Source organism: Rikenella microfusus DSM 15922, from assembly GCF_000427365.1.
Taxonomy (GTDB): Bacteria; Bacteroidota; Bacteroidia; order Bacteroidales; family Rikenellaceae; genus Rikenella; species Rikenella microfusus.
This window is the reverse complement of sequence record NZ_KE386488.1, coordinates 2253755-2278958: the sequence shown is the minus strand read 5'-3', so window position 1 is coordinate 2278958 and position 25204 is coordinate 2253755. Positions and strand designations below refer to the sequence as shown.

General features: G+C 54.2%; 23 protein-coding genes. 13 read left to right on the top strand and 10 right to left on the bottom strand.

Annotated features, from left to right (window positions below; genetic code table 11):
• Positions 1 to 534: 534 nt before the first annotated feature.
• The 3 genes from RIKMI_RS0110460 to RIKMI_RS0110445 form a co-directional block, all read right to left on the bottom strand.
• Positions 535 to 1320: a 4Fe-4S binding protein gene (locus tag RIKMI_RS0110460; protein ID WP_027291560.1), complete on the bottom strand. Its 786-nt coding sequence runs from the start codon at positions 1318 to 1320 to the stop codon at positions 535 to 537.
• Positions 1321 to 1885: 565 nt separating this feature from the next.
• Complete coding sequence (locus RIKMI_RS0110450; protein ID WP_027291559.1) at positions 1886 to 2179, bottom strand: hypothetical protein; 294 nt, start codon at positions 2177 to 2179, stop codon at positions 1886 to 1888.
• A complete protein-coding gene (locus tag RIKMI_RS0110445; protein ID WP_156877463.1) occupies positions 2176 to 2514 on the bottom strand; it encodes a hypothetical protein in 339 nt (112 codons plus the stop codon). Before RIKMI_RS0110445 ends, RIKMI_RS0110450 begins: the two co-directional genes overlap by 4 nt.
• Positions 2515 to 2800: 286 nt before the next feature.
• Here RIKMI_RS0110445 and RIKMI_RS0110440 point away from each other — a divergent pair, with 286 nt between their 5' ends.
• The 6 genes from RIKMI_RS0110440 to mutY all read left to right on the top strand — a co-directional run bounded on the left by RIKMI_RS0110440 (position 2801) and on the right by mutY (position 7379).
• Positions 2801 to 3013 carry a helix-turn-helix domain-containing protein gene (locus RIKMI_RS0110440; RefSeq protein ID WP_027291557.1) on the top strand — a complete coding sequence of 71 codons (213 nt, stop codon included), beginning with the start codon at positions 2801 to 2803 and terminating at the stop codon, positions 3011 to 3013.
• 90 nt (positions 3014 to 3103) lie between these two features.
• A complete protein-coding gene (locus RIKMI_RS0110435) occupies positions 3104 to 3967 on the top strand; it encodes a Cbp1 family collagen-binding glycoprotein adhesin (protein ID WP_027291556.1) in 864 nt (287 codons plus the stop codon).
• Between the two features lie 322 nt (positions 3968 to 4289).
• Positions 4290 to 5201: a LysR family transcriptional regulator gene (locus RIKMI_RS0110425; protein ID WP_027291555.1), complete on the top strand. Its 912-nt coding sequence runs from the start codon at positions 4290 to 4292 to the stop codon at positions 5199 to 5201.
• On the top strand, positions 5198 to 5821 hold the full coding sequence (locus tag RIKMI_RS0110420) for a phosphorylase family protein (protein WP_027291554.1): 624 nt from the start codon (positions 5198 to 5200) through the stop codon (positions 5819 to 5821). Before RIKMI_RS0110425 ends, RIKMI_RS0110420 begins: the two co-directional genes overlap by 4 nt.
• A gap of 4 nt (positions 5822 to 5825) precedes the next feature.
• Positions 5826 to 6326 carry a Cys-tRNA(Pro) deacylase gene (gene ybaK, locus RIKMI_RS0110415; RefSeq protein WP_027291553.1) on the top strand — a complete coding sequence of 167 codons (501 nt, stop codon included), beginning with the start codon at positions 5826 to 5828 and terminating at the stop codon, positions 6324 to 6326.
• Between the two features lie 3 nt (positions 6327 to 6329).
• Positions 6330 to 7379, top strand: a complete 1050-nt coding sequence (mutY, locus tag RIKMI_RS0110410) for an A/G-specific adenine glycosylase (RefSeq protein WP_027291552.1) — start codon at positions 6330 to 6332, stop codon at positions 7377 to 7379.
• 86 nt (positions 7380 to 7465) lie between these two features.
• Here mutY and RIKMI_RS0110405 read toward each other — a convergent pair whose 3' ends face one another.
• From RIKMI_RS0110405 to RIKMI_RS0110395, 3 genes are all read right to left on the bottom strand, one after another.
• Positions 7466 to 8119, bottom strand: a complete 654-nt coding sequence (locus RIKMI_RS0110405; protein ID WP_027291551.1) for a lactate utilization protein — start codon at positions 8117 to 8119, stop codon at positions 7466 to 7468.
• A 243-nt stretch (positions 8120 to 8362) separates the two neighbouring features.
• Positions 8363 to 10660 carry an HzsA-related protein gene (locus tag RIKMI_RS13920; protein WP_051214505.1) on the bottom strand — a complete coding sequence of 766 codons (2298 nt, stop codon included), beginning with the start codon at positions 10658 to 10660 and terminating at the stop codon, positions 8363 to 8365.
• 714 nt (positions 10661 to 11374) lie between these two features.
• Positions 11375 to 12151 (bottom strand): IclR family transcriptional regulator, encoded by a 777-nt coding sequence (locus RIKMI_RS0110395; protein ID WP_027291550.1) that lies wholly within the window; start codon positions 12149 to 12151, stop codon positions 11375 to 11377.
• A gap of 506 nt (positions 12152 to 12657) precedes the next feature.
• On the opposite strand from RIKMI_RS0110395, the gene RIKMI_RS0110385 reads away from it, so the two are divergent.
• Positions 12658 to 15081: an ABC transporter permease gene (locus tag RIKMI_RS0110385; RefSeq protein WP_027291548.1), complete on the top strand. Its 2424-nt coding sequence runs from the start codon at positions 12658 to 12660 to the stop codon at positions 15079 to 15081.
• A gap of 43 nt (positions 15082 to 15124) precedes the next feature.
• Here the strand turns inward: RIKMI_RS0110385 and RIKMI_RS13915 are convergent, their stop codons facing one another.
• The 3 genes from RIKMI_RS13915 to RIKMI_RS13910 form a co-directional block, all read right to left on the bottom strand.
• Complete coding sequence (locus RIKMI_RS13915; protein WP_084135268.1) at positions 15125 to 16309, bottom strand: multidrug effflux MFS transporter; 1185 nt, start codon at positions 16307 to 16309, stop codon at positions 15125 to 15127.
• 1281 nt (positions 16310 to 17590) lie between these two features.
• Positions 17591 to 19171 carry a DUF4435 domain-containing protein gene (locus tag RIKMI_RS0110365; RefSeq protein WP_051214584.1) on the bottom strand — a complete coding sequence of 527 codons (1581 nt, stop codon included), beginning with the start codon at positions 19169 to 19171 and terminating at the stop codon, positions 17591 to 17593.
• A 7-nt stretch (positions 19172 to 19178) separates the two neighbouring features.
• Positions 19179 to 19466, bottom strand: coding sequence for a helix-turn-helix domain-containing protein (locus RIKMI_RS13910; RefSeq protein ID WP_037292554.1), 288 nt, complete (start codon positions 19464 to 19466; stop codon positions 19179 to 19181).
• 136 nt (positions 19467 to 19602) lie between these two features.
• Here RIKMI_RS13910 and RIKMI_RS14915 point away from each other — a divergent pair, with 136 nt between their 5' ends.
• From RIKMI_RS14915 to RIKMI_RS0110335, 6 genes are all read left to right on the top strand, one after another.
• Entirely contained in the window at positions 19603 to 19797 is a 195-nt protein-coding gene (locus RIKMI_RS14915; RefSeq protein ID WP_147288479.1) for a hypothetical protein, read from the top strand.
• 11 nt (positions 19798 to 19808) lie between these two features.
• Positions 19809 to 20147, top strand: a complete 339-nt coding sequence (locus tag RIKMI_RS0110355) for an SH3 beta-barrel fold-containing protein (protein ID WP_051214504.1) — start codon at positions 19809 to 19811, stop codon at positions 20145 to 20147.
• Between the two features lie 7 nt (positions 20148 to 20154).
• The gene (locus RIKMI_RS14410; RefSeq protein ID WP_147288480.1) at positions 20155 to 20343 is read left to right on the top strand and encodes a hypothetical protein; all 189 of its coding nucleotides are present in this window, start codon (positions 20155 to 20157) and stop codon (positions 20341 to 20343) included.
• Positions 20344 to 20468: 125 nt separating this feature from the next.
• Positions 20469 to 21005, top strand: coding sequence for a recombinase family protein (locus RIKMI_RS13900; RefSeq protein ID WP_084135265.1), 537 nt, complete (start codon positions 20469 to 20471; stop codon positions 21003 to 21005).
• A gap of 303 nt (positions 21006 to 21308) precedes the next feature.
• Positions 21309 to 21680 (top strand): hypothetical protein, encoded by a 372-nt coding sequence (locus RIKMI_RS0110340; RefSeq protein ID WP_027291545.1) that lies wholly within the window; start codon positions 21309 to 21311, stop codon positions 21678 to 21680.
• 189 nt (positions 21681 to 21869) lie between these two features.
• Entirely contained in the window at positions 21870 to 23102 is a 1233-nt protein-coding gene (locus RIKMI_RS0110335; protein ID WP_027291544.1) for a site-specific integrase, read from the top strand.
• A gap of 244 nt (positions 23103 to 23346) precedes the next feature.
• Here RIKMI_RS0110335 and RIKMI_RS0110330 read toward each other — a convergent pair whose 3' ends face one another.
• Positions 23347 to 25203 carry a radical SAM protein gene (locus RIKMI_RS0110330; protein ID WP_027291543.1) on the bottom strand — a complete coding sequence of 619 codons (1857 nt, stop codon included), beginning with the start codon at positions 25201 to 25203 and terminating at the stop codon, positions 23347 to 23349.
• Position 25204 lies beyond the last annotated feature (1 nt).

The following is a 25204-nucleotide window of genomic DNA, read 5'->3' as shown; positions in this document are numbered from 1 at the left end:
ACCATATATTTAAGACATTATCCCTTTTCGCGTTGTTGCAGGAAAGTTGCGCTCTTCGGGAGATTCCGAAAAGCGCCGGCCCGCAGCCGCCCGGTGCGGAGGGCTGCTCTGCTTGCGCTCGCTCGCGCCCTCCCCGCCGGCTACGGACCGACAATAACCTGCCTACATCAAAGGGAATGATTCCGTATATTTAATAAATTATATACGTTTATCCTATTTTACATGCATGTTTGATTTTCAGCACATTGTCCCGTACCCATCCCCTTAAGCGGAGAAAATGCCGAGCGGCACCGCGGAACCGTTTAGGGAGATTATTACCCGACTTTGGATAAAACCGTACATAGTTCCTGATATAACGGAAGTATCCCTTTTAGATCGGTGCTTTATATGGCTTCCGGCCTTCGATTTCCCGAACGCGGGCTTGCCCCGACCGGGCCAGCCATCCGGAAAGCCGAAACAAAGCGAACGGAGATGCTGTCGAAATAGTATCCATCCGATTTTCAGCGGGGTCCGACAATAGCCGCTATCTCCGAATCAGAAAAACAACTCCGGTTCCCGCCGGGCGCTGAAATGGCGGAACAGCTTCTCGGTATATGGCGTATCGAAGCGCCGGGCGTCTGCCGGGCAGAATTTCAGGCATGCGCAGCATTTGATACAGCCTTCGGCAGTGCTGACCGCCGTGCCCTCGTCCGTCAGTGAAATCACCCCCGTGGGGCACACTTCAACGCAAACGCCGCATCCGGTGCATAACCCGGGATCGGTCGTCGGCGTGGCGGGCGTCGCCGGGCCTTTCGTTTTATAAGGGACATTTCCCCTGACCGAAAGTTCTCCGCGGATTCCCTTTTCGTACCGGATTCTCGATTCGGCTCCGAAACGTTTCGCCGCGGCACGGTCCTCGGCGTCGGGCCGGCCGGCGGCGACGGGCATCCCTTCTTCCGGGCGGCTGTACGAATGTTCGCCGATAAACGCTCCGGCGGCAATCGGTACGAATCCTTGTCTTACGGCCATGTCGCGCAGTTCGATCAACGCATCTTCGTAATCGCGGTTTCCGTAAACTACGGTCAGAATCGCCGGCGTTCGCCCCGGTTCCCCGGCCCTTATGTCCGCGAACCGTTCGAGGGCGGTTTCGGCAACCCGGCCGCCGTAGACCGGCGCGGCGAATACGGCCACGTCCCCGACGGTCCGTTCGGCGGTCGTACCGGGCAAGGTCAGGTCGATATATCGCAAGGTGTCGGTTCCGGATGCGAAACCGGCGGCGACGTTTTCCGCAATCGTCCGTCCGGTATGGGTGGGAGAAAATACGATCAGATCGATATTCATTGCTTGTTATTTTTCAGTCGGCAGGTATATACGGCTTTACCTCTGTATTCGTTTTCAATGATTTCCGGTTTATTCATTTTCTTGTTCCGCATTCAGCCTTGCGCCTCCGACTTCCAAAACCACGGAACGGCCGGGGCGCATAAAACCGGGATGCTCGAATCGCATGAACAAAAATAGTACTAAAAATAGATTTCCGCATCAACGAATGGGCCGCAGGCTCCCTCGGCACCGGGTTTTCCGATGGAGGAGGTGTCCGATCCGCCCGCTGGCGCGGAAAGTTATGTTTAACTGTACGTTTTTCATTCGGGTCGGGCGCCCGGAAGGCCGCCCCGAGTGTGCGAGGGTTGCGGACCTCCCGAGGGGGAGGCGTCGGCCCGCCCGCTGGCGCGGAAATTTAGTTTTAACCGTACGATTTTTATGATTGGATCGGATATCCGGAAGAGACCCGTAACTTAAGGTAGTTACAGTTCGGCCGATCGGGAACATATTCCGCTTCCTGCTCGTGCGATACATTCAGGTATATCAATCGGGGGCGGAGACGTACATGCCGCCCGTTGCACGAAGCCTACCGGTGCGAGTAGGCTTCGTTGTTTTTGTGCCGTACCCAATGGCGCAGCGGAGGCATTTTCCGGACTACCGCCCGGATATGAGGACAGGCGTGCCGCGGATCGTACGCCCGATTCCGCGCCCGCGATACCGGGGGCAGACTGCGGACTCCGCCGGCGCGTACCGTCCGGCGTGTTTTCCCGGCCCGGCGGACCGGATGCGGAGCAGGACGCCTGACGACGAACGGCCTCAGGAGCATGAACGCGATGGTCGCGGCCAACAGGGACATGAGCAGTATCTCTTCGATATTCATGGTTTTCGCGGTGCTCTCCGACCGATCCGATAACGGCCCGTAAAGTCGGCGCTGACGATCGTGAAGTCGGGATTCTTAGTATTTGCAATTATCGTGCAAGACTCTATCGTGCAGTCTTTTTCAAAACCGTCGGCCGTTCGTCGGATCGTACCCTCGTACGACCATGTTCCCTCTGCTTCGTTCCGCTCCGGCGTATTACCGACCGTGATCCGGAACAACGGATTGATCCGTTCCTCGCCCCAGCGGTTCCACACCGTGACGGTCAGCATCCCGTTCGCGATTCTTATACGCGCCCAGGCATTTTGCGCCCTCCAGGTATTCGAAACGGTATCCATTTTCAGCACGGTCGGAAAAAGGCGGCTGCGGTCCGCCGGCGACTCGGGTCCGGCGGCGGAAGAAACGCCGAACGCCGACAGTAAAAACAACGATGGCAGTAGTTTCATAACGGAGAGCGGAACAGCAAAAGTATAACCCGGCTATATTCCGTAGAGACCGTTGTTCGGCAGTTCCGGACAGCCGGATATGACATTCATGACCCGGTAAGTTATAAGGTTATCATATATGATAACCTATTTGCAAAGATAAAGAAAAAACTTTGTTATCAAATATGATAACGGGGTAATGAACGACATTTTGTACCGTATCGGCCGACGGATCGTGCAGATCCGGACAGAGCGGGGGATCAGCCAGCAGGATCTCGCGGCGCGGTGCAATTTCGAGAAGTCGAACATGAGCCGGATCGAATACGGACGTACCAACATGACGTTAGTGACGCTGCTGACCATCAGCCGGGCGCTCGGCGTGAAACTCCGCGACCTGGTCGATGTGGAATGACCCCGGAAGGTACATTTTTTGCGGGCCGGCGTACAACGGAACCCCTTTTTGCATATTTTTGTCGAGGTATCATCTAACTGAATTCGAATTATGAAGAAAGTTCTGGTCTTAGCCGCCGCGGCGGCGTTGTTCGCCTCCTGCGGCCCGAAAGCCGAGAAACCGGATACGACGGCGATGGTCAATGACTCGCTCGCGCAGGTGGTCGCAGCGAAAGACTCGATCATCAACGATGCTTTCAACAGCATCGGAGAGATAGCGGCCAATATCAACCAGATCGCCGAACGCGAGAAACTGGTCACCAAGCAGACCTCGGCCGGCGGGGAGCTGACCAAACCGGTCAGGGAACAGATCGCCGAAAACATCACCGCCATCGGCGAATTGCTGGACAAGAACCGCGCGACGATCGCCCGGCTTCAGGTATCGGCCAATAAGTTACAGGCGGCCAATGTGAAGATCGACGCCCTGCAGACCCTGATCGCCCAGTTGCAGGAACAGTTGGACCAGAAGAACGCCCAGCTGGCCGCCCTGACCGATCAGGTCAAGGCGCTGAAAGTCGAAGTCCAGGCGTTGGGCCATACCATTTCCAACCTGGAAAACGACAAAGCCGAATTGCAGGGAACGGTAGCCGACCAGGATGCCCGACTGCATACGGTATATTACATCGTGGCCAGCGACAAAGAACTGAAAGAGAAAGAGATCGTGGATAAGAAAGGGTTGATCGGCCGAACCCGCGTGGTCAGCGACAACGCTTCGATGGACAATTTCACCAAGGCCGACGACCGGACGGTGGAACGCATCCCGATCGGCAAGGCGAAAGTGAAGATCGTCACTGCGCATCCGGAGAACAGCTATATGCTGGTCAAAGGGGCCAAAGACGTGGTCGAAGAACTGGTCATCACCGACAAGGACGCTTTCTGGAAAAATTCCAAAATGCTGGTGATTTCGCATAAATAGTTTCCGCCGGCCGGATACAGGGACACACAGCACGCGCAGCCCGACCGGGCTGCGCGTTTTTTATGCACGGACCGGAGCAGGCGCCGCCACCGGTTCTTTTTTGGTTCCGTGTCTCGCCGCACGGGACGGGACGAACCCGGCCTGCAGGACGCGCAGGATGAATTCGGCGCGGGCCGGAAGCGACCTCCACGCCGGCATAAGGACGGAACCGGACCAAGAGTCGGATATTATCCGGAGGGAATCCGACGTTGCCGGCCGAAAATATCGGAAAGCACCGCTTTTTTTACGACCTTTGCACCCATAACGAAGCGAACAGGCTACTATGGACTTCCGACTGAAAACATTCGTCAGCGTCGCCCGTCACCGCAGTTTCACCCGTGCCGCCCGCGAACTCTTCATCACCCAGCCCGCCGTCACGCGGCACATCAAAGAGCTGGAGGCACAGGCGGGGACGACCCTGTTCGACCGCAGCGGCGGCGGCATCGCACTGACCAAAGCCGGGGAAGCGATGCTTTTCCATGCCGAAAAGATCCTCGACAGCTACCGCCGCATGCAGTTCGACATGAACCTGCTCACGGGCAATTTCAGCGGCGAACTGCGGTTGGGGGCCAGCAGCACCATCGCGCAATACGTCCTGCCTCCCTGTCTGGCCCGTTTTTCGACCCGTTATCCCGAAATACGCCTTACGCTCGATACCGGCAACAGCCGCCAGATGGTGCAGGCCCTTTTCAGCCGCAGTATCGACCTGGCGCTGGTCGAAGGCGAGGCGCGGCATGCCGGCATCCGCTATGAACCCTTCATGCGCGACGAACTGGTGCTCGTGACCGGCAGCCGCAGCGCTTATGCCGCCCGCGAAACCGTTACGCCGCAGGAACTGACCGCACTGCCCATCGTACTGCGCGAGAACGGCTCCGGCACCCTCGAAGTGATCGAGCGCCGCCTCGGCGAACGCCAGATCAAACTGTCGTCCCTGAACGTCATCATGCAGATGGGCAGTACCGAAGGGATCAAATCGTTCCTGGCCAGCTACGACTGCGTGGCCCTGCTCTCCGTCCAGGCCGTGACGCGCGAACTGCTTTCCGACACGCTGACCGTGATCGACATCGACGGGCTGAACTTCGAACGGGAATTCGCGTTCGCCACCCTGCAAGGCGTACCGGGAACCGTGGCCGGAGATTTCATGCGTTTCGCCTCGGAGACCCTGCCCCATACCCGAAAAAACAACCGGAAATGAAAACTCTCGTCGCGATACTCACCGCAACCGAGCTGGAACAGAAGCCTTTGCGCGACCGTCTCGGCGACTCGTTCGCCGGGCGCGATCTGTCGTGGCACATCGGCGGCATGGGTGCAGGAGCGACGGCCGCGGCGACCCTCTGTCTCGTTCGCGATCTGCGGCCCGGTATCGTCATCCAGGCCGGAATCGCCGGGGCCTTGCCCCGCAAACGCCTCGCCGTGGGCGACACCGTGCTGATCGGCAGCGATTATCAGGCCGACCTGGGGGCCTGGCGACCCGAAACCGGGAAATTCGAACCGTTCTCCGCCCTGCCCGAAGCAAGCGCAACGGTATGCCCTTATGCCGAACCGTTCCGGGAACATTTCCGGATCGTCGGCGCACGTTCGGCCAACAGCGCGTGTTCGCCGTTGCCGCTACGCGGCGGCGAAGCGCTGGAATCCATGGAAGGCGCGGCGTTTTTCAGCGTTTGCCGGGCCGAAAAGGTCCCTTTTTTGCAGGTGCGTTCCGTTTCTAACCGTGTGGGCGACCCGCGCGGGGAATGGCGTATTCCGGAAGCACTGGAAGCATTGTCCGAAGCGCTTGCCCGTTTGTTGGAGACATTACCCGTTTATAACCTATAAAATTATGAAAGTATCGAAAACCAATGCCGCCCGGCTGCTCGACAAAGCCGGCATCGCTTATGAACTGATCCCTTACGAAGTGGACGAAGAACACCTCGACGCGGGGCATGTGGCCCGACAGCTGGGAGAAGACATCCGGCAGGTATTCAAGACGCTGGTCATGCGGGGCGACCGCAGCGGCGTCTTCGTCTGCATTATCCCCGGCGACCGCGAAGTGGATCTGAAGGCGGCGGCCAAAGCGTCCGGAAACAAAAGCGCGGCGATGATCCACCTGCGCGAACTGCTCGAAACCACGGGCTATATCCGCGGCGGCTGCTCGCCGATCGGCATGAAACGGACGTTCCCCTCTTATATCGACCTGACGTGCCGCGATTTCGACCGTATATACATCAGCGCCGGCGTGCGGGGCCTGCAAATCCGGATCGCGCCGGACGATCTGATCCGTTTCGCCCGGCTGAAAGTCGCCGCTCTGACCGAAACCGCCGAACCCTCCGAAACCAAATAACCGATGGACTTCGCCGCTCTGACCGACTGGTACGACCACAACCACCGCCGCCTGCCGTGGCGCGAAACGCGCGATCCGTACCGTATCTGGCTGTCGGAGGTGATTCTCCAGCAAACCCGCGTGGCGCAGGGGCTGGACTATTACGACCGTTTCGTCGGGCGTTTCCCGTCCGTAGCCGACCTCGCCGCGGCCGACGAGGACGAGGTGCTGAAACTGTGGCAGGGGCTGGGATATTACAGTCGCGCCCGCAACCTGCATGCGGCGGCGCGTCAGGTCGTCGAGCGGCACGGCGGGATATTTCCGACGGCGTATGCCGATGTCCGGGCGTTGAAAGGGATAGGCGATTATACGGCCGCCGCTGTCGTGTCGTTTTCGGCCGACGCTCCATATCCGGTCGTGGACGGGAACGTTTACCGCGTGCTGAGCCGTCTGCTGGACATCGATACTCCGATCGACACGACGGCGGGCAAAAAGGAATTTGCCGAGGCGGCATTCGCGTTGCTCGCCGAATACCTCGTCCGGAAAGGGCATCGGGGCGCGGGGCTGTACAATCAGGCGGTGATGGAGCTGGGGGCGCTGGTCTGCACGCCTCGTTCGCCGCAGTGCGCGGCCTGTCCGCTGGCCGGCGGTTGCCTCGCGCTGAAACGCGGGACGGTCGGCGAACGGCCCGTGAAACGGGGCAAAACAGCCCAGACGCCGCGCTTCTTCCATTACCTGCACATCACGGACGAACACGGTCGGACGGCGATCCGCCGCCGCGAAGGAAACGATATTTGGAAAGGGTTGTACGAATTTCCGCTGGTCGAGACGCCGACGGGGGCAGAGTTCGGGACTTTGCCGTTGCCTTTCGCGGATTTCGTCTGGCAGGGATCGGTACGGATGCCGAAACACGTGCTTTCCCACCGCATTATCCATGCGGTTTTCCACCGGATAACGGTGACGGATCTCACGGCCCTTTCGCTGCCGGACGACTGGCGGGTCATACCCTCCGGCCGGTTGGGCGATTACGCCGTGTCACGGCTGACGGAGCTTTACCTGACGCGCGACCGGTAGTCGCGGCGCAGGGAGGGACGGACCGTTCCGTTTCCCGGTTCGGCCACGGCCGGGCATCCGGTTCTTCCGGCCGATTCCGAGGGACTTCAATACCCTAAGTCTTCATTGACGAGTATCACCCGGATACGCTCTTTCGGGTAGCACCGTTCCATCGCCAGCCATGTATTGCAGATACGGTCGGGACTGGAGCAGTCGTGGCAGCGCGAAGTGATCTGGCACGGTGTCCTGAAATGCTCGTGCGCCCGCGCGTTCAGCGGCGCCGCGACCGTCCTGATCCGCCGCATCGCCTCCTCCAGGCTGCCCGTCAGTTTATTGCGGCCCGCCACGAGGATGACCTTCCGGGGGCCGAAAGCGACCCCTCCGATCCGGTTGCCCACCATATCGAGCCACACCAGCGTTCCCTGTTCCGTTATCGCGTTCACGCCCGTCAGGAACAGATCGGTCATCAACGCCTGCCGCCGCCGTTCGAGGTTTTCGGCCCGGGATTTCGAACGGTCGAAGCCGTCGATGAATTCCCAGCGGGGATCGGCACGCAGCATGTCGATCACGCCTGCGGCCCGCAGGGTCCGCGAATCGGCGTACCCTACCGACTTCGGCCTCATCTCTTCCGCCGCACGCCGTATGCGGTCGCGGGCGTCTGCGGCCGTAGCCGCCATTTCGGCCGCAAAACCGTGTTTTTCCAATATGCCGGCCAGGTCGTCCAGCCGGCGCTGCCAGTAGTCGAAAGTGTGGTCTGCCATAAGGATCGGAAATTGAAAAAGCGGTCGTCCAGGCCGGCCGCCGCTTACAAACTTACGAAAAGGCGATTACATACTTTAACGCATCAGCCGTTTTTCGCCTGTTTTCGGCTCGCTCCGCCCTCTCTTTTTTGCAGAAAGACCTCCCCGGCCGTTGTGTCCGGCGGCACCGCGGAGCCGAAAGGGGATGTTCTCCGGCAAGTTCGGTACATCGAAGTATATAATCGGGTACGAGAAACCGGAGAATCAACGGTCGTATCGCTTTCCGCCCGTCTCGACGGCCCGGCGGTTGGCGATCTCCTCTTCGAGTTGCGCGGCATATTTACGCAACATTTCCCGATGGCGCTCGCTCGGCACGAATCCCTCCATGTCGGCCCGCGGACGTCCTTTGAGCCGTCGTCCCCCTTCGGCGATAATCGCCACCGCACGTTCGTACTTCGCCGGGTCGTCCCGGACCACATCCAGACAAGGGCTTAGTTCCGGACGTTCGAACGCTACCTGCGCCTGCATGCCCCGCCAGTAGCTGTTCAGACTCCGGAAGTCGATGCCTGTCAGTGCCGACAGCGAATCGGTCTCGGCGAAAGTCAGCGGCGAGCGTCCCGCCATGTTTTCCCCATAGGCCGATTCATAGGCCGGGTAATAAACTCCGTTCACATCCATCCACGCATAGAGCGTCTGCCGTTCTTCCCCGGAAAGTTCCACCCCGTGGTGGCCGCCGTCGATGATCTTCGTCAGGACGCTGGCGTGCGATCCCCACGAGTACGGATCCTGGATCGCCGCCGGGCCGGCCCCGATCAGCGTTACCTTTTTGCCGACATAGAGATTGATGTAGGAAGCGTTGAAAAACGGGTTGCGGTCGCCCGCCAACACCAGCTTTTCCCGGTCGGAGGCATCGAAATCGTGGCATTTCAGGCAATGACGGTCGAAAATGGGCTGCACCTCGCGGGTATAGGAGAACGGGCGCGGTTCGCGCCCCATCCATCCGGTCAATTCGGCCGGGCCGCGTTGCAGGGCCAGCGGCATTTTGCCCGACGGTACGGGAATGCTCAGGCGGTCTTCATGGCAGCCGATGCAGCCGTTCACCTCGCCCGCCATCGCCATCGTGCCGCTGCGCATCGACTGGATCATCTTCTTGTCCTTGTCCAGCAGCTGGAAATAGACGAACTTTCCGGCCGGTACCTCGAAGCAGGCCGAACCGTCCTCGGCTACCGGCACTTCTCCCAGAATCTGTTTCAGTTCGAAACTCGACCAGTTCATCGCCGGAGCGTGTTCGCCCTGTCCCTGCCAGGCCTGCTCGGTCCACGTGCGCTTTTCCGGCGATTCGACCACCCGCAGCCATTTCACCGCCCCGCGCTCTACGCCGGTCATGTTCGTGCCCTCGTAAACATCCTGTACATAGAACATCCCCGGTTTTTCCGAGAAATCGCGGGCAAAAGGTATCGCAGAAGGTTTCCGCCTCGGCGCGATCGGCATCGGATCGAAAATCCCTTTTTCGCCTTCGTACAGCAGGGTTTCCGTCCCTGTCTGCCGGTCGATCCGGTAAAGTGCCATTTTGTAGTCGTTCAGCGTCGTGTCCCAGCGCACCGAACGGGAAACGAGGAGCGTATTTTCATCCAGCGGGCAGGGATCTTCGTATCGTACCGGAATTTTCATGAATTGGTCGTAATTGCCTTTGCCGATCAGCCCGCGGGCTTCGGCCGGCCAGATCTCCACGACCGGTTCGGCCCCGTCCACCCCTTTTTTACGGTCGATCAGCGCCAGCGCCCCCCACGGCCGGTCGTGGCAGCTGCCGAAAATACATGCGACCAGGTCGCTGCCCGGTACCTGCCGCGCGTCGATCACGCCGCCGGGCGAAGCGGTGTTGTTCCCGTAGTAGATCGCGTGTTTGGTCCCGTCCGGGTTCACCGTCCATAATCCCTGCGCGTCGCCGAAATTCCTGTCCACGTATTCCCAGCGGTCGTAGAGGATGCGCCCGTCGCCGAGCAGCGACGAGTGTCCCTCGAACAGCGTGCTGCCGCCGATCTGCACGATATTGGCCCCGTCGGCCTCCATGCGGTAGAGGTTGCCCATGATGTGGCGGTTGCACATGCAATATTTCGGTTCGCGCGTAGAGGTGAAGACGATGCCGCCGTCGGGCAGGTAGAGGGGGTCTATGTCCGAAACGCCTGCCGCGGAGGTCAGTTGCCGGAGGCCGCTGCCGTCGGTGCCGATTTCGTAAATGTGGTACCATCCTTCGCGCTGCGGCCGCATCGAGAAGATGATTTTCCGGCCGTCGAACGAAAGTTCGGGATCGCGGATCACTCCCTGTTCGGAAGCCAGCAATGTCCTGACTTGACCGGTCGCGATGTCCAGCGCTCGCAACGCCGAACCTCCGCGGAACTTTTCATCGTTGATTTCGCCCAGTTGGAACAGCGTTTCGGTGTTGTGATGATCGACCGCGTACTGGTCGCGTTCCACGAAAAGAATTTCGCGGAAATCTTCCTGCGCCTGCACTCCTGAGGTCGCGAGCAGCATGAGGCTCCAGATCGACAGTGTTCGTTTCATATCAGGGTCTGTTGTGGTAACGGTATCCGACTGTTTTCGGTTTACCTGGCACGGTCTGGTCTCGGGCCGGATGTCCGGGAAGTCGCGTCCCGTTCGTCGGCACGAGAATCGATCTTGAACCGTACCGATTTCGATGCGTGCGGTTCTTTCGAATCGCCGGCTTTGCGGCTCGAGTGCAGCCGAATAAGGAAAACAGTTTAAGCGTACTTTTAATTTGCAGGTTAAAGCCCGGAGCCAGCGAGGGCAAAACCGCAGGTTGCAGCCGTTAACTTCGCTACGCTCGTTTTCCTCCTCGCCGCTCGGCCATTCGTGCGAGCCCGATGGCTCTCGCTGGCAGCGTCGGTTCGCCGGGGGTGGCTCCGGGCCGGCCGCTACGCGGATAACTTAAAAGTACTCCCGACTTCTTACATTGGCATCAAAGTGCGGGTAGAGGCTGCTGACCCGGGAATGTGCGATTTTCCGTTCCGACGGGAGTCGGGAACGGGGAATCGCATTCCCGGCGACTTTTTTGCTTACTTTTTTGGTCGCGCAAAAAAGTAAGTGCCCCGCCGGCATGAGGCGTCCGGAGCAACCGGTACCCCCGCGGCATAAGCGGGCGAAGAAAAACAAACGCCCGTCGAAAACAGACATGACAATTAAACCTACGGTTAAAAACTAACCATCGCCGGCCATAAACCGCCGTGCACCCGTTATGGTAAAAACGCACGCCATTCCCTATCGCCTTCCGAACCCCAGTCGTGCCGAAACCGCGTCCGCAGCCTCGACCACCCGGCGGCCCATCTCCGCAAAATCGTCGCGGGTCAGCCGTCCGCTGGGACCCGACGTCCAGATCGTCGCCGCTATTTCGCCGAACGCATTGAAGACCGGGGCCGCCACGCAGTTCACCCCCTCCATCTCCTCTTCGGCATCCGTGGCGTAACCCTGCCTGCGGATCGTGTCCAGTTCCGCCTCCAGCGCTCTCCGGCTGCCGATCGTGCGCGGCGTGAAGATCCGGTAATCGACCGTAGCGAAAGCCGCCTCGCGTTCGTTTTCCGGCAGGAAAGCCAGGAACAGCTTGCCCGGAGCCGAAGCATGCAGGCAGAAATCGGTTCCCGGCTTGAGCATGAACGTAAAATTATGCGATCCTAACGCCTGTTCCAGCAGTACGACACGGTTATCCATAAAGACGCCCAGCATGACGCTTTCCCGGATTCGGTCGCGCAAAGCCCTCATCGGTTGCAGGGCGTATTCGACCAATCCGGCTTCACCCAGGGCCGCCAGCCCGAGACGCAGCAGGCGGCGCGAAAGCGTATAGCGTCCCGTCTCCCGATCGAGACAGATATATCCCTCCTCCGCCAAGGCTGTCAGTAGGCGATGCAGGGTCGTTTTCGGGAAATCGAGATCGGCCAGCGCTTCGGCCATCGTGCGCCCGCCGGGATAGCGGCCCAGGTATTCCATCAGGGCGAATCCCTTATGCAGAATGGGTACCAGATAACCCTCTTTGTGTTCCATGTCGTCGAACCGGTTTCGTACCGAACAAAGATAAATGAAAAATATTAATTTTTGGAACAATGTTCCAAAAATTACAAAAAAGGTATGGGGAACAGGATCTTGCAAACGGGCCGTTCGGGACTTCACTGTCTAAAAATTAGACGGCGAGTGTCAAAAAATTAGACATACAGAAAAATACAATTCAATATAATTCACTGTTTTACAATATATTACATCTTAAAGTACGATTCTTGCTATATCAAAGACAATCCGATTTATATTTTGATATGCCCATGATTCTCGTCGAGACTTTTTCAGCCCGCACCCACCCTTTTAAGCGGAGAAAGCCCCGGCTCTCCATGCCGAACGGCACCGCAAGGCCGTTCGGGGAAGTCATTGCCCGGCTTTGGGCAAAGGCGTATATACCTACCTGAACATAAAAGGCTTTGTTCTCGGCCAAGCGCATGTATGGCCGGGGATTCAGTCCTGCGCAAATACCGAGTCTTCACCCTCACACGTTTTTCGATATGATCGGGAACTACCTGCTGCTTGCTTTCCGGAATCTGGGACGCCACCGGCTTTTCGCCGTTGTCAATATCGTTTCGCTGGCCGTCGGCATGGCCGTCGCCCTGTTGATTCTCAATTACGTCGTCTTCGAACGGAGTTACGACACAATGCACCCGGCCGGAGAGCGGCTCTACCGGGTCGAAAGCCGGTTCTACGAAGGGAATACGCTCACCGACGACTGGGCCACCTCTTCGTACGGTTACGGGCCGGCCATGAAACGGGCGATACCGGAAGTGGAACAATTCGCCCGTTTCGACATCCACGAGACCGAGCAGATCGTCCGTTACGGCGAAAGGCAATACCGCGAGAACAGCGTGACGACGGTCGATCCGTCGATGTTCGAGCTGTTCGGCTTCCGGCTGAAAGAGGGCGACCCCGCCCATGCGCTCGACGGGCCGAACAAGGTGGTCGTCACCCCCTACGCGGCGGCCAAATATTTTCCCGGCGAAGACCCGATGGGCAAGACGCTGCGCTTTCTCTCGCAGAACGGCGAACTGAATTGCGAGGTGACGGGAGTGTTGGAAGAGATGCCGCGCAACTCTCAGATCCGGTTCGATTTTTTCATTTCGTGGCAAACGCTGCCCGAATGGTTGGATAATTACTGGTACCGGCACGAAGTTTACACTTATGTCCGGCTGGCACCGGGCGCCGATCCGCGGAAAGCGGAAGAGGCGTTCGAGACGCTGGCCGAGACGTACAAGACCGAACAGGCGCTCAAAAACAAAACCTGGAAAGTGGTGCTGAACCCGGCGGCGAAGGTACACCTCACCCCGTGGAAGAAATACGAACGGGAGGCGAAGGGCAACCGCACGACGATCGACGCCCTGGTACTGGTGGCGCTGGCGATCCTGTCGATCGCCTGGATCAATTACATCAACCTGACCACGGCGCGGTCGCTCGAACGGGCACGCGAAGTGGGAATCCGAAAGGTGTCCGGAAGCACGCGCCGCCAGCTGATCGGGCAGTTCATGCTGGAGTCCGCGGTAACCAATCTGATCGCACTGGTACTGGCAACCGGGCTGGTCTCGCTGTTCAGTCCGTTGTTCAACTCGCTGACCGGCAAAGAGATCGGTTTCGTAATGCTGGGCGAACCGGTTTTCTGGGCGGCCGCTGCGGGAACGTTCGCCGCCGGCGTGGCGCTGTCGGGCTTTTATCCGGCGTTCGTCATCTCGAATGTCCGGCCGTCGGAGGTGCTCAAAGGGAAATATTCCCATACGGGGCGGGCGGGATTCGTGCGCAAGTGCCTCGTAGTGCTTCAGTTCACGGCCGCGCTGGTGCTGATCGCGGGGACGTTCACGGTGGACAGGCAGTTGGCTTTCATGCGGCGCCAACCGTTGGGCATCGATATCCGGCGCGTGTTCGCGATCAAATATCCGGGAGCGACGGAGCGGATGCAGACCAAAATCGAGGCTTACAAGAAAGAGCTGGAGTCGCTCCGCGGCGTGGAGAGCGTGGCGACCTCCAATTCGGTACCGGGCATGGAGATAGCGACCTTCCTGTCCAACCACCGGATGGGCGACGCGACGAAGCAAAACCGGCTGTACGAAATGCTGGTGGCGGACTGCGATTATATCCGCACGTACGATCTGGAGTTGGCGGCCGGCCGCGGGTTCGGCAAATCGTTCACGGGCGACGAAAATCGGATGGTCATCAACGAGACCGCCGCCCGCTCGCTGGGATTCACGGCCGCGGAAGAGGCGATCGGACAGCGCGTGACGGTCGAGACGCGGGAGGAGAAGCCGATGGAGATCGTCGGGGTCGTGAAAGATTATCACCAGCAGGGGCTGGATAATACCTATACGCCGATTATGATGATCCGGGAGTCGGCGATCGACTGGATTCCGCAGAAATTCGTTTCGGTGAAATTTTCGGAAGGCGTCCCGATCGACGACCTGCTCCGCGAAGCAGAAGCGCGTTATCGGCGTTTCTTCCCCGGATCGACCTTCGACAGTTTCTTCGTGGATCGGTTCTACGACATGCAGTATAATGCCGACAGCCGTTTCGGGGCGGTTTTCGCGCTGTTTTCGGGGCTGGCGTTGTTCATCGCCGTAGTGGGGCTGTGGATACTGACGCTGTTCGCGGCAAATAACCGGCGTAAGGAGATGGGGGTGCGCAAGGTGTTCGGGGCGACGGGCCTCGATCTGTTCCGCGACCTGTCGGCGGGATTCGCCTGGCTGGTGCCGGCGGCGACGGCGATCGGGATTCCGGTGGCATGGTATATCATGGAGGGCTGGCTGAGCCGTTATCCTTTCCGGGTCGGGATGACATGGTGGCTGTTCGCTGTGCCGGTCGCGGTGATCGTGGCGGTAACGCTGGCGACGGTGGGCGGCCGTATTCTGATGACGCTCCGCGCGAATCCGATCCGGTCGTTGAAGGCGGAATAACGTTCGGGGCCGTGCCGGACGGGAACCGGCGGGAGAGGGCGGTTCAACGGTCGGCCGCGGCCTCTTCTGTCCGTTCTCCGCTGCGTGTCAGGCGTGCCGTCCCGTAGACCGCTGCGGAACATACGAAAAGGATCAGGGCGGTGGAATGGAGCATGTCTCCAAGCCCGGTCAGCGGTGAGAGCGCCCCGCCGGCAAAAAACATCAGGAAACCCAGCACGGCGGATGCCTTGCCGGCGCGGTCCCGTTCCAGCTCCAGCGCGAGCGTCGTGGAGGAAGGCAGAATCAAGCCGAGGAAAAAGAGCAGCGAGAGCAGCGAGATTTCGACCGACCACACCGAACCGGCAACGAATGCCGCCGCAGCCAGGCATCCGGTAGCCAGGAATCCGGCCGCGCCTGCCCTCAGGGCGCGGGAGGCCGAACGGAACCGGGCCGTCAGGAGGCTGCCGCCCATGATGGCCAGCGCGTTGGCTCCGAAGCAGAGGCTGTACGCGAAAGGCGAAAGACCGAAATGCTGCTGGAAAACGAAAGGCGAAGCGGCGATATAGGAGAACATCACGCCCATGGCGAAGGCTTGTACAAGTACGTAGAGCATGAAGCGGCGGTTGCGGAGTACCGGCACATAGCCTCGGAAGGTTTTACCTATGTTCCCGGTCGCACGGGCTTCGGGGGACAGCGATTCCCGGAATCGGAGCAGAATAACGGTCAGCATGGCTCCTATGGCCAGAAGCACGGCGAAAATGCCCCGCCAGTCGGTATATTCGAGCAGCAGGCCGCCCAAAACGGGAGCGCAGATCGGCGCGAGCCCCTGCACGATGCTGAGCATCGAGAAGAAACGGGCCAGTTCCTTTCCGCGGTAGAGGTCGGAGGCGATCGACCTCGAGATGACGACTCCGCCGGCGCCGGACAACCCCTGCACGAGCCGGAACAGCAGGAAAATACGGATGTCGGGCGACAGCAGGCAGCCGACGGTGGCCAGGCAGAAGAGTGCCATCGACCAGACCAACGGGCGTTTGCGGCCGTATCTGTCGCTCAGCGGACCGATGAAAAGCTGTCCGACGGCGAGGCCGATCATGGTGAAGGTCAGCGAAAGTTGTACGAGTGATGCCGTCGTCGAAAAGTAACCGGACAGGGCGGGGAGGCACGGCAGGTAAAAATCGGTGACGAAAGGGCCCATGGCCGATACGGTTCCGATGGACAGCAGGGTATAAATTCTGGAATTGCGTATCATCCGTTTTCAGTTGTTCGGGACAAATTTCCGGATAATTCCCGTAAATCCCGGTTCCGAAAAGAACAGTTTTCGTTCCGAAAGGCGCTTTTGCGCGGGGCCGGGGCGTGCCGGAATCTTACCGAAGCCGGAACAGGATGCCATATCGGTATTGTACGGTTAATTTTATGGCCGGAGCCAGCGGAGCCGCAACAAGCGCAGCGCAGTTGCAGGCCGCCGCCGGGGGTGGCTCCGGCCTGCGCGACCTGAAGGTCGCAAAGCATATCCCTGCCATTTAACTGTAGGTTTAATCGTGTGTCTTTCGCCGACAGGCGTTTGTTCTTTCTTTCCCGCTCATGCCGCGGGAGTCCCGGTTTCTCCCGACGCCTCATGCCGGCGGGGCACTTACTTTTTTGCGCGATCAAAAAAGTAAGCAAAGAAGTCGCCGGGAATGCGATTCCCCGTTCCCGACTTCCGTCGAATCGGAAAATCGCACATTCCCGGGTCAGCAGCCTCTACCCGTATTTCGACACCAAATTAAGAAGCCGGGAGTACTTTTTAAACCTACGGTTTAATTTTCCATTCGAGTTGAACACCCAGGAGATCTCGGGTAGTTACAGCCTGGCTGGAGTGCTAAGCGGCACCGGGCCTCCCGAGGGGAGGCGTCCAGCCTGCCCGCTGATGCGGAACCCTAAATTACAACCGTACTTTCAATTTGCAGATCAAGGCCAGAGCCAGCGAGAACAAAGGCGGCTACATACCGGTTCGAGTGCCAAGCAACACCAGCCCTGCGCCGGGAGTGGTTCCGGCTGGCTAAGGGAGAATATTGCAATAAACCGTACGGCTATGTTTCGTTCGGGTCGAGCCTTTAAGTAATTACAGCCCGGCTCGTATGCCGGGCGGCATCGGGCCTCCCGTAGGAAGACCCGATGCCGCCCGCTGGCGCGGAATATATCCTCGGATCGTACCAAAACAGGACGTGCCCTCCCGGACATCCGGGCTGAAATCGAATCGCGCAAAGCAAACCGAACACGGTCATATGTCGTTGCCTGTGCAGAATCCGGTTCGAATACCGAACGGCACCACAGGGCTGGCGGAGAGTATTATCCGGCACCGGATAACGTCGAATAAGTTACCAGAACAAAAAAGGCCTTACCGTTTTTTCGGTAAAGCCTTTTCGAAGCTCACCCCAATCTCGAAATATTGAACCTTTGGTTGGACTTCCTGAAAGTCATTGCTTACCTCAAGGAAGATGTTAAATCAAGATTGGCGATGATTACTTAATTAGAAGCAATCAGCTTTACGTTACAACGCAGGCATATATGTCTTGAGAGCCTTGATTATTTCTTCTTTCTTTTCTGTTTTGATAAGTCGCAACACTAAATCAGCATAATTACCAACACCAAAGAACCGAGAAATTTGCCTATGTATACTTTTTCTATTATACACCTTTAGCAAATTATTGTAGTTTTGGTCATTACGAATTTTATCGATTTTTTGTTTTTGGTCATTATAAATTTTGTCAATATCAATAGAGGCCGTTAGGGAGCTTAATCCATTTTTTAAGCCTTGAAGGGTATTTTCTCCTTTATTGTAACAATTTAGCTTATGCTTGATTTCCTTTTCGCACATAGAGGCAAGTTGTAAGTCATATTCCTTCTCAAATACCTCAAAAACAAAAGATTTTACTTTTTCGACCGTTTCTTTTTCGTTAAGGACTAAATAAGAGGCAACAATCCTCAATAGTTCTTCTATGCAATATAGATTCTCAACTTCAGCAACATCTAAAGTATAAATAGACTCTTTTTTATAACTCTCTATTTCGCCATCTGTCATATAATCTCTATCAATCAACCCTTTAATCTCTAAGTTATGTAGGGCTTTGATACCATTGAATGCTTTGGTTGATTCGATAACCGTTCTACAATTTTTACGAGGTATCACATAATAGTCTTTGTATACTTGCGCATACAGCTGATAGTCATAGCTACCTTTCTCTCCTTCAATGAATAGAACATTCTTTCTATTCCCAAGGACTTCTATTAATAAGCTATCAGGAATATCATCGTCTCTATTTAGAATCTCAATATCCCATTGTTCTGAATCGTTTTCTTTATCATAACTCTTTAACCATATTTTTGTAGATTCTTTTCGAGATGCTGCAAAATCTAAATCATGGGTAATGTACACAAATGTATTGTTGGGACAATATTCCTCAATTTTATCCCACAGTTTATGCATAATTGACTTATGCAAATGTATTTCGGGCTCATCGATTACGAGCGTTATTCCATCAGGTGCAACAAGACACTGACCAATAAGATATATCGCAACCCTTTCGCCATCTGACATGTCTTTTGCATGATAATGATTGCCACCTATCACTGATGCAATTATTTTGGCATCCTCTAAAACAATTGTTCGATGTGGGAAAACAGCATTCCAAATGTCTATAATTTTATCTGATATAATATCAGGGGTGTGTGGGTTTGATTCGTTTCGACTTTCATATTCACGACATAATGCAAAAAAAGCTTTATGTTCGTTAGTCATTCGGGCAAATATTGAGGCTAATACATTCTCATAATCATTAACTAATTGCGTAGTATAATTTTTCCCCCATTTCCATTTGTAGCCTTTATTCTTTTCTTTTTCATGACCATAGAGTATGTAATTCCAAGCATCAGCCTCGCTCTTTATTATTACACTTTCGGGTATTTCTAAAGCTCTTTGGGCAGAAATACGCAAAACGGTTTCCACGTTATGCATTTCAAGCCATGCGCCCAATCGACTTTTACCACTACCATTTGCTCCTACAAAGACAAAGCAATGTTGGCTTTCAATAGTTGTTTCAGTTCCATTAATCGGAATTTCGATGCTTTTCATAGATAATTTATTCATTTTCAGCTTTTACTTTATCTGTCAGAGCATATAGGCTACTGAAATCATTAATGGGATATATTGCTCCTTTGTACTGCACTATGCCGCTAATATCCTGCTCTTTCTTGAATAGCTGCCATACTTCTACCTGAAGTATATCGGCTACCTCCTTCAGCCTTGCAAGGGTTGGATTGCCATTCAGCGAATTACTCAGGTTTACATTGGATATGCCGATTCTTTCGGCTATTTCCGTTTGGGTGATTCCCTTTTCTTTACATAGCTCTTTAATTCTCAATTCCATAGCACTCTCCATTTTCCACAAATGTAATAAAACATTAAAATAATTCAAACTTTTAATAAAATACCATTAAAAATATTTGCATAATTAATATTATACTATTATCTTTATAGCATTAATTAATAATAAAGCATAAACAATGAAAGCACAGGTAGGCAGATATTTTTTCGGACGGCACAGAAGTTTGTGGGGCATATGGCAGTGGGACCATGTAACCGAAAATAGTGCATCAGGAATTTTCATCAAGGATGTATATAGCTATGCTGAGGCCGTGCGCGAAATTTACCGCCTCAATGGATGGGGAGAACCAAAGAATATTAACCGTCAATTTTAATACTTACTACTATGATACAGGCATTGGCAATATCGAATCAAACCGCAATCAGGGCAGGTGTAATAAAATCTCTAACAGATAGTGATTTCATGGCAGGGGCGAAAGCCATGATGATTGAGACGCTAAAAGAGAAGCTCCGCAATGGTATCGCGTCCTTTTGCTTCGTCAAAAAGAACGGGGAACTGCGCTATGTGAAATGTGCAACTACCAATTCCGCATTGGTCGAACAATGGACAAACGGCAGGGGTGAAAGCCGTGAGCGTTACGGTTGCTGTGCATTCCTCGAATTGACCGAAGACGGCATCCAATGGCGTAGTTTTCGGTGGGAATCAATCGTTAAGGTATTCTAAGATGGAAATGTCGAAGTATATTTTGCAAATACTGCGTGCATCGCTCACTACTGTTTTCTCGTGGGGATTCCATTCCCCACGGGCCACCCAAGAGGGGCTGATGTTCAAAGTACGGGGTTTCATCCATCAGGGTTGGGTGCATGTCAAGTATAACGAAGGCCCGGACTTATTCGATGTGGATTTGCTATTGCCTTAACGTGAATGTGTAGAGACCATCGAATGCGTATATTTTGATGATTTGGTGTATACTATCGACCGATCGGTTGAACGTGTACCCGACTATGATGAACGTGTTAAACGGACTTATTATTTGCAATAGCGATGAATGTTGTTCTTTTGTGTAGGGTTAGCACCAATTCTCAGGATTACGACCGTCAGATACAAGAACTGACAGCACATTGCCATAGTGCGGGGTGGAATATCGTACGGGTATTCGCTAATAAGGTCAGCGGAGCCAAGAAACTTGAGGAATGGACGGAAATCGTGGAGTTGCTTGAGTTCGTGAATAACAACAAGGTGGACCGTGTTTGTGTGATTGAAATCTCTCGCTTAGGGCGCAATACATTGGAAGCATTAAAAGTGATTCTGTTGCTTAATGAAAACGGCGTTTGCCTCTATATCAAGAACTACAACCTTGAAACCATCACCAATGGCAAAGTCAATCCTATCACGTCATTGATTTGCACGATTCTGTTGGAAATCTCCTCGATGGAACGCCTGACCATTGCCGAACGCATGGCGAGCGGGAGAAGCCAATACATTGCCCGCTGTCGTGCGGAAGGCAAGAAGATGGGACGCCCTTCAAATTATCGCAAGTCCGATGAAGCGATGAAGGAACGGTACAGCTGGGAGATTTAGTTACTACGAAAAAGTTAAGTTTGCGGAACATAAACAAAATACAGGCACGAACGTAAGCTGTAAATTCAATTCATCGACCCAAAGCGTTCACACGGCATTTGAAAATAAGGTGAATGGTTCAAGCTTGACAATACGGAGACGGAAATATTAAAGTTCCAACTATCCAAAGTCTTTAAAGCCCTCAATGAGGAGAACCGAAAGGCTGTAACGGCAATCAAAGCTAATATTTCCAAGAAAGAGAGCGATATTGAACAGGTAGAGTATAATTATACCCTTGCTGCCGACCCGAAGAAGCAGGGGATAATGGAGAAAGCTTTGACGAAATTGCAAACTGAAAAAGCAGAAATGGAAGCCGAGCTTGAGCGCGTAAGCAAAGAGATATTGAACCTCGATGATTTTATGGAATACAGCTTGACTCTCCGTTCTAATATATTCAGAATGTGGGATATAGTGGATTTAGGCGACAAGCGAAGATTGCAAAATTTAATTTTCCCCAAGGGGATAGTTTACGACAAAGAAACAGCCCGTATTGAACCTCGTGAGGTGAACAGGTTGTTCATCGCAATGCCTTGTGAATTAGAGCAAACCATAGAAAAAGAAAACGGACAAACTGATAAAAATATCAATCTGTCCGCTTTGGCTCCTCGACTAGGACTTGAACCTAGGACCCCCTGATTAACAGTCGTATTCTTTTTATTTTCCCGTTTTTGCCGGATTTTTCATTCATATGATTAATCTATTGATTTACACTTATAAATATACAAATATTATTCCGCAATGACTTGCTCAATTCACCCAAATTCGCCATATTTGCATGCAAATTGTATGTACAGTCCCGGATTTGCATGCAGAATCCCACCCGCTATGTTTAAGTTCGCTAAAGATAACGTTTCCGTATTGACCGTACTGGATACACGGCGGTCGAAAGCCAATGGACTCTATCCGATCAAGGTACAGGTGGTTCATCAGCGAGCCCAGAAATACTACTCAACCGGCAAAGAACTAAGCCCGGAGGATTGGAAAAGGTTGCCGATGGCGAAGAATCGAGAGCTGAAAGAGATCAGACAGAGCATCGAAAACAGTTTTTCACTGGTGAAGGCCGCTGTCGAGGCCCTCGCGGAAAAAGGTGACTTTTCATTTGATACGCTAAATCTGCGACTGGGGAAAGCGACGGGCGGCACGGTAAACACGGCGTTCAAAACCAAGATCGCCGCACTCAAAAAGGAGGAGCGTATCGGCACGATGCTCTACTATGACAACATCCTCAAAAACGTGGAGGCGTTCGGCGGCCCCAAGATCGCTTTCGAGCAGGTGTCGGTGGACTGGCTGAAGCGGTACGAGAAGTTCCTCCTGAAAGACAAGAACCACACGACGGTCGGGATGCACATGCGGGCGATCCGGGCCATCATGAACGAGGCGAAGAAGGCGGGGATAATCCGGGAGTCGCAGTACCCTTTCGGCAAGGACCGCTACGAGATCCAGACAGGCGAGTCCCGGAAGAAGGCGCTAACGCTGGAACAGATCCGGCAGGTGGTCACGTTCACGGACGGGCGCGAAACGACAGAGAAGTACCGCGACCTGTGGTTCTTCATGTACCTCTGCAACGGCATCAACACGGCCGACCTCGTGAAACTGAAGTACAAAAACATCGTGGACGGGGAAATCTGTTTCGTCCGCCAAAAGACGGAGCGGACGACCAAAACGATCAAGGAGATCCGCGCCATCGTCACGCCGGAGATGCAAACCATCATCGCCCACTGGGGCAACGACCGCAAGCCGGATCACTATATTTTCCCCTGCATCACGGGCTCGGAGGATGCACTCAAACAGAAGCTGATGACGAAGGACCTGACGAAGCGGATCAACAAGCGGATGAAGTTCATCGGCGAGACGCTGGGCATCGACGGCATCAGCACGTACACGGCGCGGCACTCTTATGCAACTGTCCTGAAGCGCAGCGGCGCGAACATCGCCTACATCAGTGAATCGCTGGGCCACAACGACCTGAAGACGACGGAACACTACTTAGCCTCTTTCGAGAAGGAGGAGCGACAGAAGAATGCGGCGCTACTGACTAATTTCGGAGAAAAGGTGTAACGGCTACACAGTATATATTAGTCTACTGTTTCGCTAAAATGGACCCTTGCCTTACATGGTGTTTAGCAATATACACGCAAATCATGTCAGATAGGCCATATGAACAATCATTCCTGGCACAATCTAATAAACTATGTGCTTCCGAGGCTTTTGTCTGCAAACTTAACGACTTTGAAGTTATTCGAGATGGGATTGAGCTATTAAATACAAGGTGATAAGGGTAGATTTAAATCTTTTATGACCATTATTTGACGAGCGAAGTGTCGATTATTGTAACGAGCTCATCCAAGGTGTTATTTGAGTATAACAGGCCTGAGTCTTTCAGATCGACGATTGTACTGGTAAGGCTGGCTTTATCGAGACAATTCGTACGTGCGACGATCTGATCCAAGGTGGATACGCTGTCGTTGGCGGCCTGCAGAATTTGCCATTCGAGCGAATCTTTACCAAACAATGACTGGCTGATTTGGCTCCCGTTCCGGTATTCTGTATAGTAAATGGTATCCCCATCTGTTACCAAGCTGTAAGTGTGCGGATTATTGCCATAGAATTTTTCGATCTTAAAAAAACTATCCCAAGTGGTATCATATTTCAACCTGACACATTCCAACAGGCTGTATCGGTCATCCATATAAGCCGTCGGAAAGAAACTCTCCAACAGGGAGGAATTCCAATCGTCGAGTCGACCGTCGGACTCGATTTGGTTGAAATACCGAGACAGTTTGTTGATCGCCAGTAGTGAATCATTATGCTCACATTGGCCTTTATGCAGAGAGAATCGTAAAAACCGCAGGTTGTTTATGGCTTCGTAAATATCTTCCGTAGTCTCTTCCGGCAGATTCTTGATCACGTTCAATCCGGCGATCTTGATTCCGTAAATAGTCGCCCATTTAATAAACAGCAGGTTGCTGGCAAACGTATTCTTTTTATCTATTTTTTTCAGTATGCTTGCACTTGGCGATTCGTAGCCGATCTGTACCGTATGGAATCCGGCCAGCCACATTTTTTTGACTACCTCTGCATTCAGTTCCGAGGTAATCACTTCGGCAAGTTTGATCCGGAACTTGGGATTTTCTTTTCTGTATTCAATCAGTAGATTTAGCAGGGTATCGAACCGATAGGCATTCATACCGATCACATCATTGTCCAAAAAAGCTATGGTGTGAACGTTGTATTCCCGGATTTGCGTCTTGATCTCGTTAACGATATTCAGGGGACTTTTCTGTCTGTATTTGTAGCCGGCGTTCAGGAAACAAAACCGGCATTTACGCCAGTGGCACCCCCGGCTGCCTTCTACGGGTAGGTAAACCGGGACTTGTATATGTGCAGAACGGAGTTGGCAGAAATAATCTCTGAAGTCGGGAATTGGCTGGCTGTCGAGGTTAACGTACAGATTTCTACCGATTGTGGTTTCGATAGCCTGCCGATTCCGGTATGCCAAGTTTGGCACCGTTCGGATGTCCACCTCGCCCTCTTCCGGGTCAAGCATACGCGTTAACCAGAGCAAGGAATGCTCCCCTTCGCCCCATAGCGCATAATCGTATGCTGAAAAATTCCTCAGTATACTTGTCGCTGTTTCGCGCGCAGGTAATCCACCGATAACCACGACGATGCTAGGATGCTTCAGTTTGATCCGTTCAACCAATATATTGCCGAATACCCATTGCTGGAATTGACCCGACAATCCAATATACAGGTATTGGGGTACGTTCATTTTCGCGATCTCTGCATCTAGTAATTCCTCGACTCGATCCGAGCATTCAGAAAGATAGTGCTCCAGAAATCGGTTTCCTTTGGACTGGAATTGAGGCTGCATGGATAGAATAGAAGACTTTATTTTTTCAATGGTGGCGCGATCTTTCGACTTATGAGCCAAATAGTTGAGAAAGGGGAACAGCTTCAGAAGGTCGGAACCTTCGGCAGTCAAGACATGGTTGCCAAGCAGAAAAAAATCTTTCTGCAGTCGGAAAAAGAAGATATTCCAATACTTGATTTCGATTTCGTATCCGTTAGCCTCCAAATGAGCTTTGAGTACAGAAAGCCCCGGGGAGGCCTGCGTGGGCATAGCAGGGGGGCACCAATTCAATAAAATCTTTTTCATA

What these genes read in the sequence shown, in the direction of transcription:
- ybaK (WP_027291553.1), top strand. Translation starts at nt 5,826, where the DNA reads ATGAAAGTATCGAAAACCAATGCCGCCCGGCTGCTCGACAAAGCCGGC.
- RIKMI_RS13900 (WP_084135265.1), top strand. Translation starts at nt 20,469, where the DNA reads ATGAATGTTGTTCTTTTGTGTAGGGTTAGCACCAATTCTCAGGATTAC.
- mutY (WP_027291552.1), top strand. Translation starts at nt 6,330, where the DNA reads ATGGACTTCGCCGCTCTGACCGACTGGTACGACCACAACCACCGCCGC.
- RIKMI_RS0110450 (WP_027291559.1), bottom strand. Translation starts at nt 2,179, where the DNA reads ATGAATATCGAAGAGATACTGCTCATGTCCCTGTTGGCCGCGACCATC.
- RIKMI_RS0110440 (WP_027291557.1), top strand. Translation starts at nt 2,801, where the DNA reads ATGAACGACATTTTGTACCGTATCGGCCGACGGATCGTGCAGATCCGG.
- RIKMI_RS0110335 (WP_027291544.1), top strand. Translation starts at nt 21,870, where the DNA reads ATGTTTAAGTTCGCTAAAGATAACGTTTCCGTATTGACCGTACTGGAT.
- RIKMI_RS0110445 (WP_156877463.1), bottom strand. Translation starts at nt 2,514, where the DNA reads ATGGATACCGTTTCGAATACCTGGAGGGCGCAAAATGCCTGGGCGCGT.
- RIKMI_RS13915 (WP_084135268.1), bottom strand. Translation starts at nt 16,309, where the DNA reads ATGATACGCAATTCCAGAATTTATACCCTGCTGTCCATCGGAACCGTA.
- RIKMI_RS0110330 (WP_027291543.1), bottom strand. Translation starts at nt 25,203, where the DNA reads ATGAAAAAGATTTTATTGAATTGGTGCCCCCCTGCTATGCCCACGCAG.
- RIKMI_RS0110460 (WP_027291560.1), bottom strand. Translation starts at nt 1,320, where the DNA reads ATGAATATCGATCTGATCGTATTTTCTCCCACCCATACCGGACGGACG.
- RIKMI_RS13910 (WP_037292554.1), bottom strand. Translation starts at nt 19,466, where the DNA reads ATGGAATTGAGAATTAAAGAGCTATGTAAAGAAAAGGGAATCACCCAA.
- RIKMI_RS14915 (WP_147288479.1), top strand. Translation starts at nt 19,603, where the DNA reads ATGAAAGCACAGGTAGGCAGATATTTTTTCGGACGGCACAGAAGTTTG.
- RIKMI_RS0110420 (WP_027291554.1), top strand. Translation starts at nt 5,198, where the DNA reads ATGAAAACTCTCGTCGCGATACTCACCGCAACCGAGCTGGAACAGAAG.
- RIKMI_RS0110405 (WP_027291551.1), bottom strand. Translation starts at nt 8,119, where the DNA reads ATGGCAGACCACACTTTCGACTACTGGCAGCGCCGGCTGGACGACCTG.
- RIKMI_RS14410 (WP_147288480.1), top strand. Translation starts at nt 20,155, where the DNA reads ATGTCGAAGTATATTTTGCAAATACTGCGTGCATCGCTCACTACTGTT.
- RIKMI_RS0110435 (WP_027291556.1), top strand. Translation starts at nt 3,104, where the DNA reads ATGAAGAAAGTTCTGGTCTTAGCCGCCGCGGCGGCGTTGTTCGCCTCC.
- RIKMI_RS0110425 (WP_027291555.1), top strand. Translation starts at nt 4,290, where the DNA reads ATGGACTTCCGACTGAAAACATTCGTCAGCGTCGCCCGTCACCGCAGT.
- RIKMI_RS0110395 (WP_027291550.1), bottom strand. Translation starts at nt 12,151, where the DNA reads ATGGAACACAAAGAGGGTTATCTGGTACCCATTCTGCATAAGGGATTC.
- RIKMI_RS0110355 (WP_051214504.1), top strand. Translation starts at nt 19,809, where the DNA reads ATGATACAGGCATTGGCAATATCGAATCAAACCGCAATCAGGGCAGGT.
- RIKMI_RS0110340 (WP_027291545.1), top strand. Translation starts at nt 21,309, where the DNA reads ATGGAGAAAGCTTTGACGAAATTGCAAACTGAAAAAGCAGAAATGGAA.
- RIKMI_RS0110385 (WP_027291548.1), top strand. Translation starts at nt 12,658, where the DNA reads ATGATCGGGAACTACCTGCTGCTTGCTTTCCGGAATCTGGGACGCCAC.
- RIKMI_RS0110365 (WP_051214584.1), bottom strand. Translation starts at nt 19,171, where the DNA reads ATGAAAAGCATCGAAATTCCGATTAATGGAACTGAAACAACTATTGAA.
- RIKMI_RS13920 (WP_051214505.1), bottom strand. Translation starts at nt 10,660, where the DNA reads ATGAAACGAACACTGTCGATCTGGAGCCTCATGCTGCTCGCGACCTCA.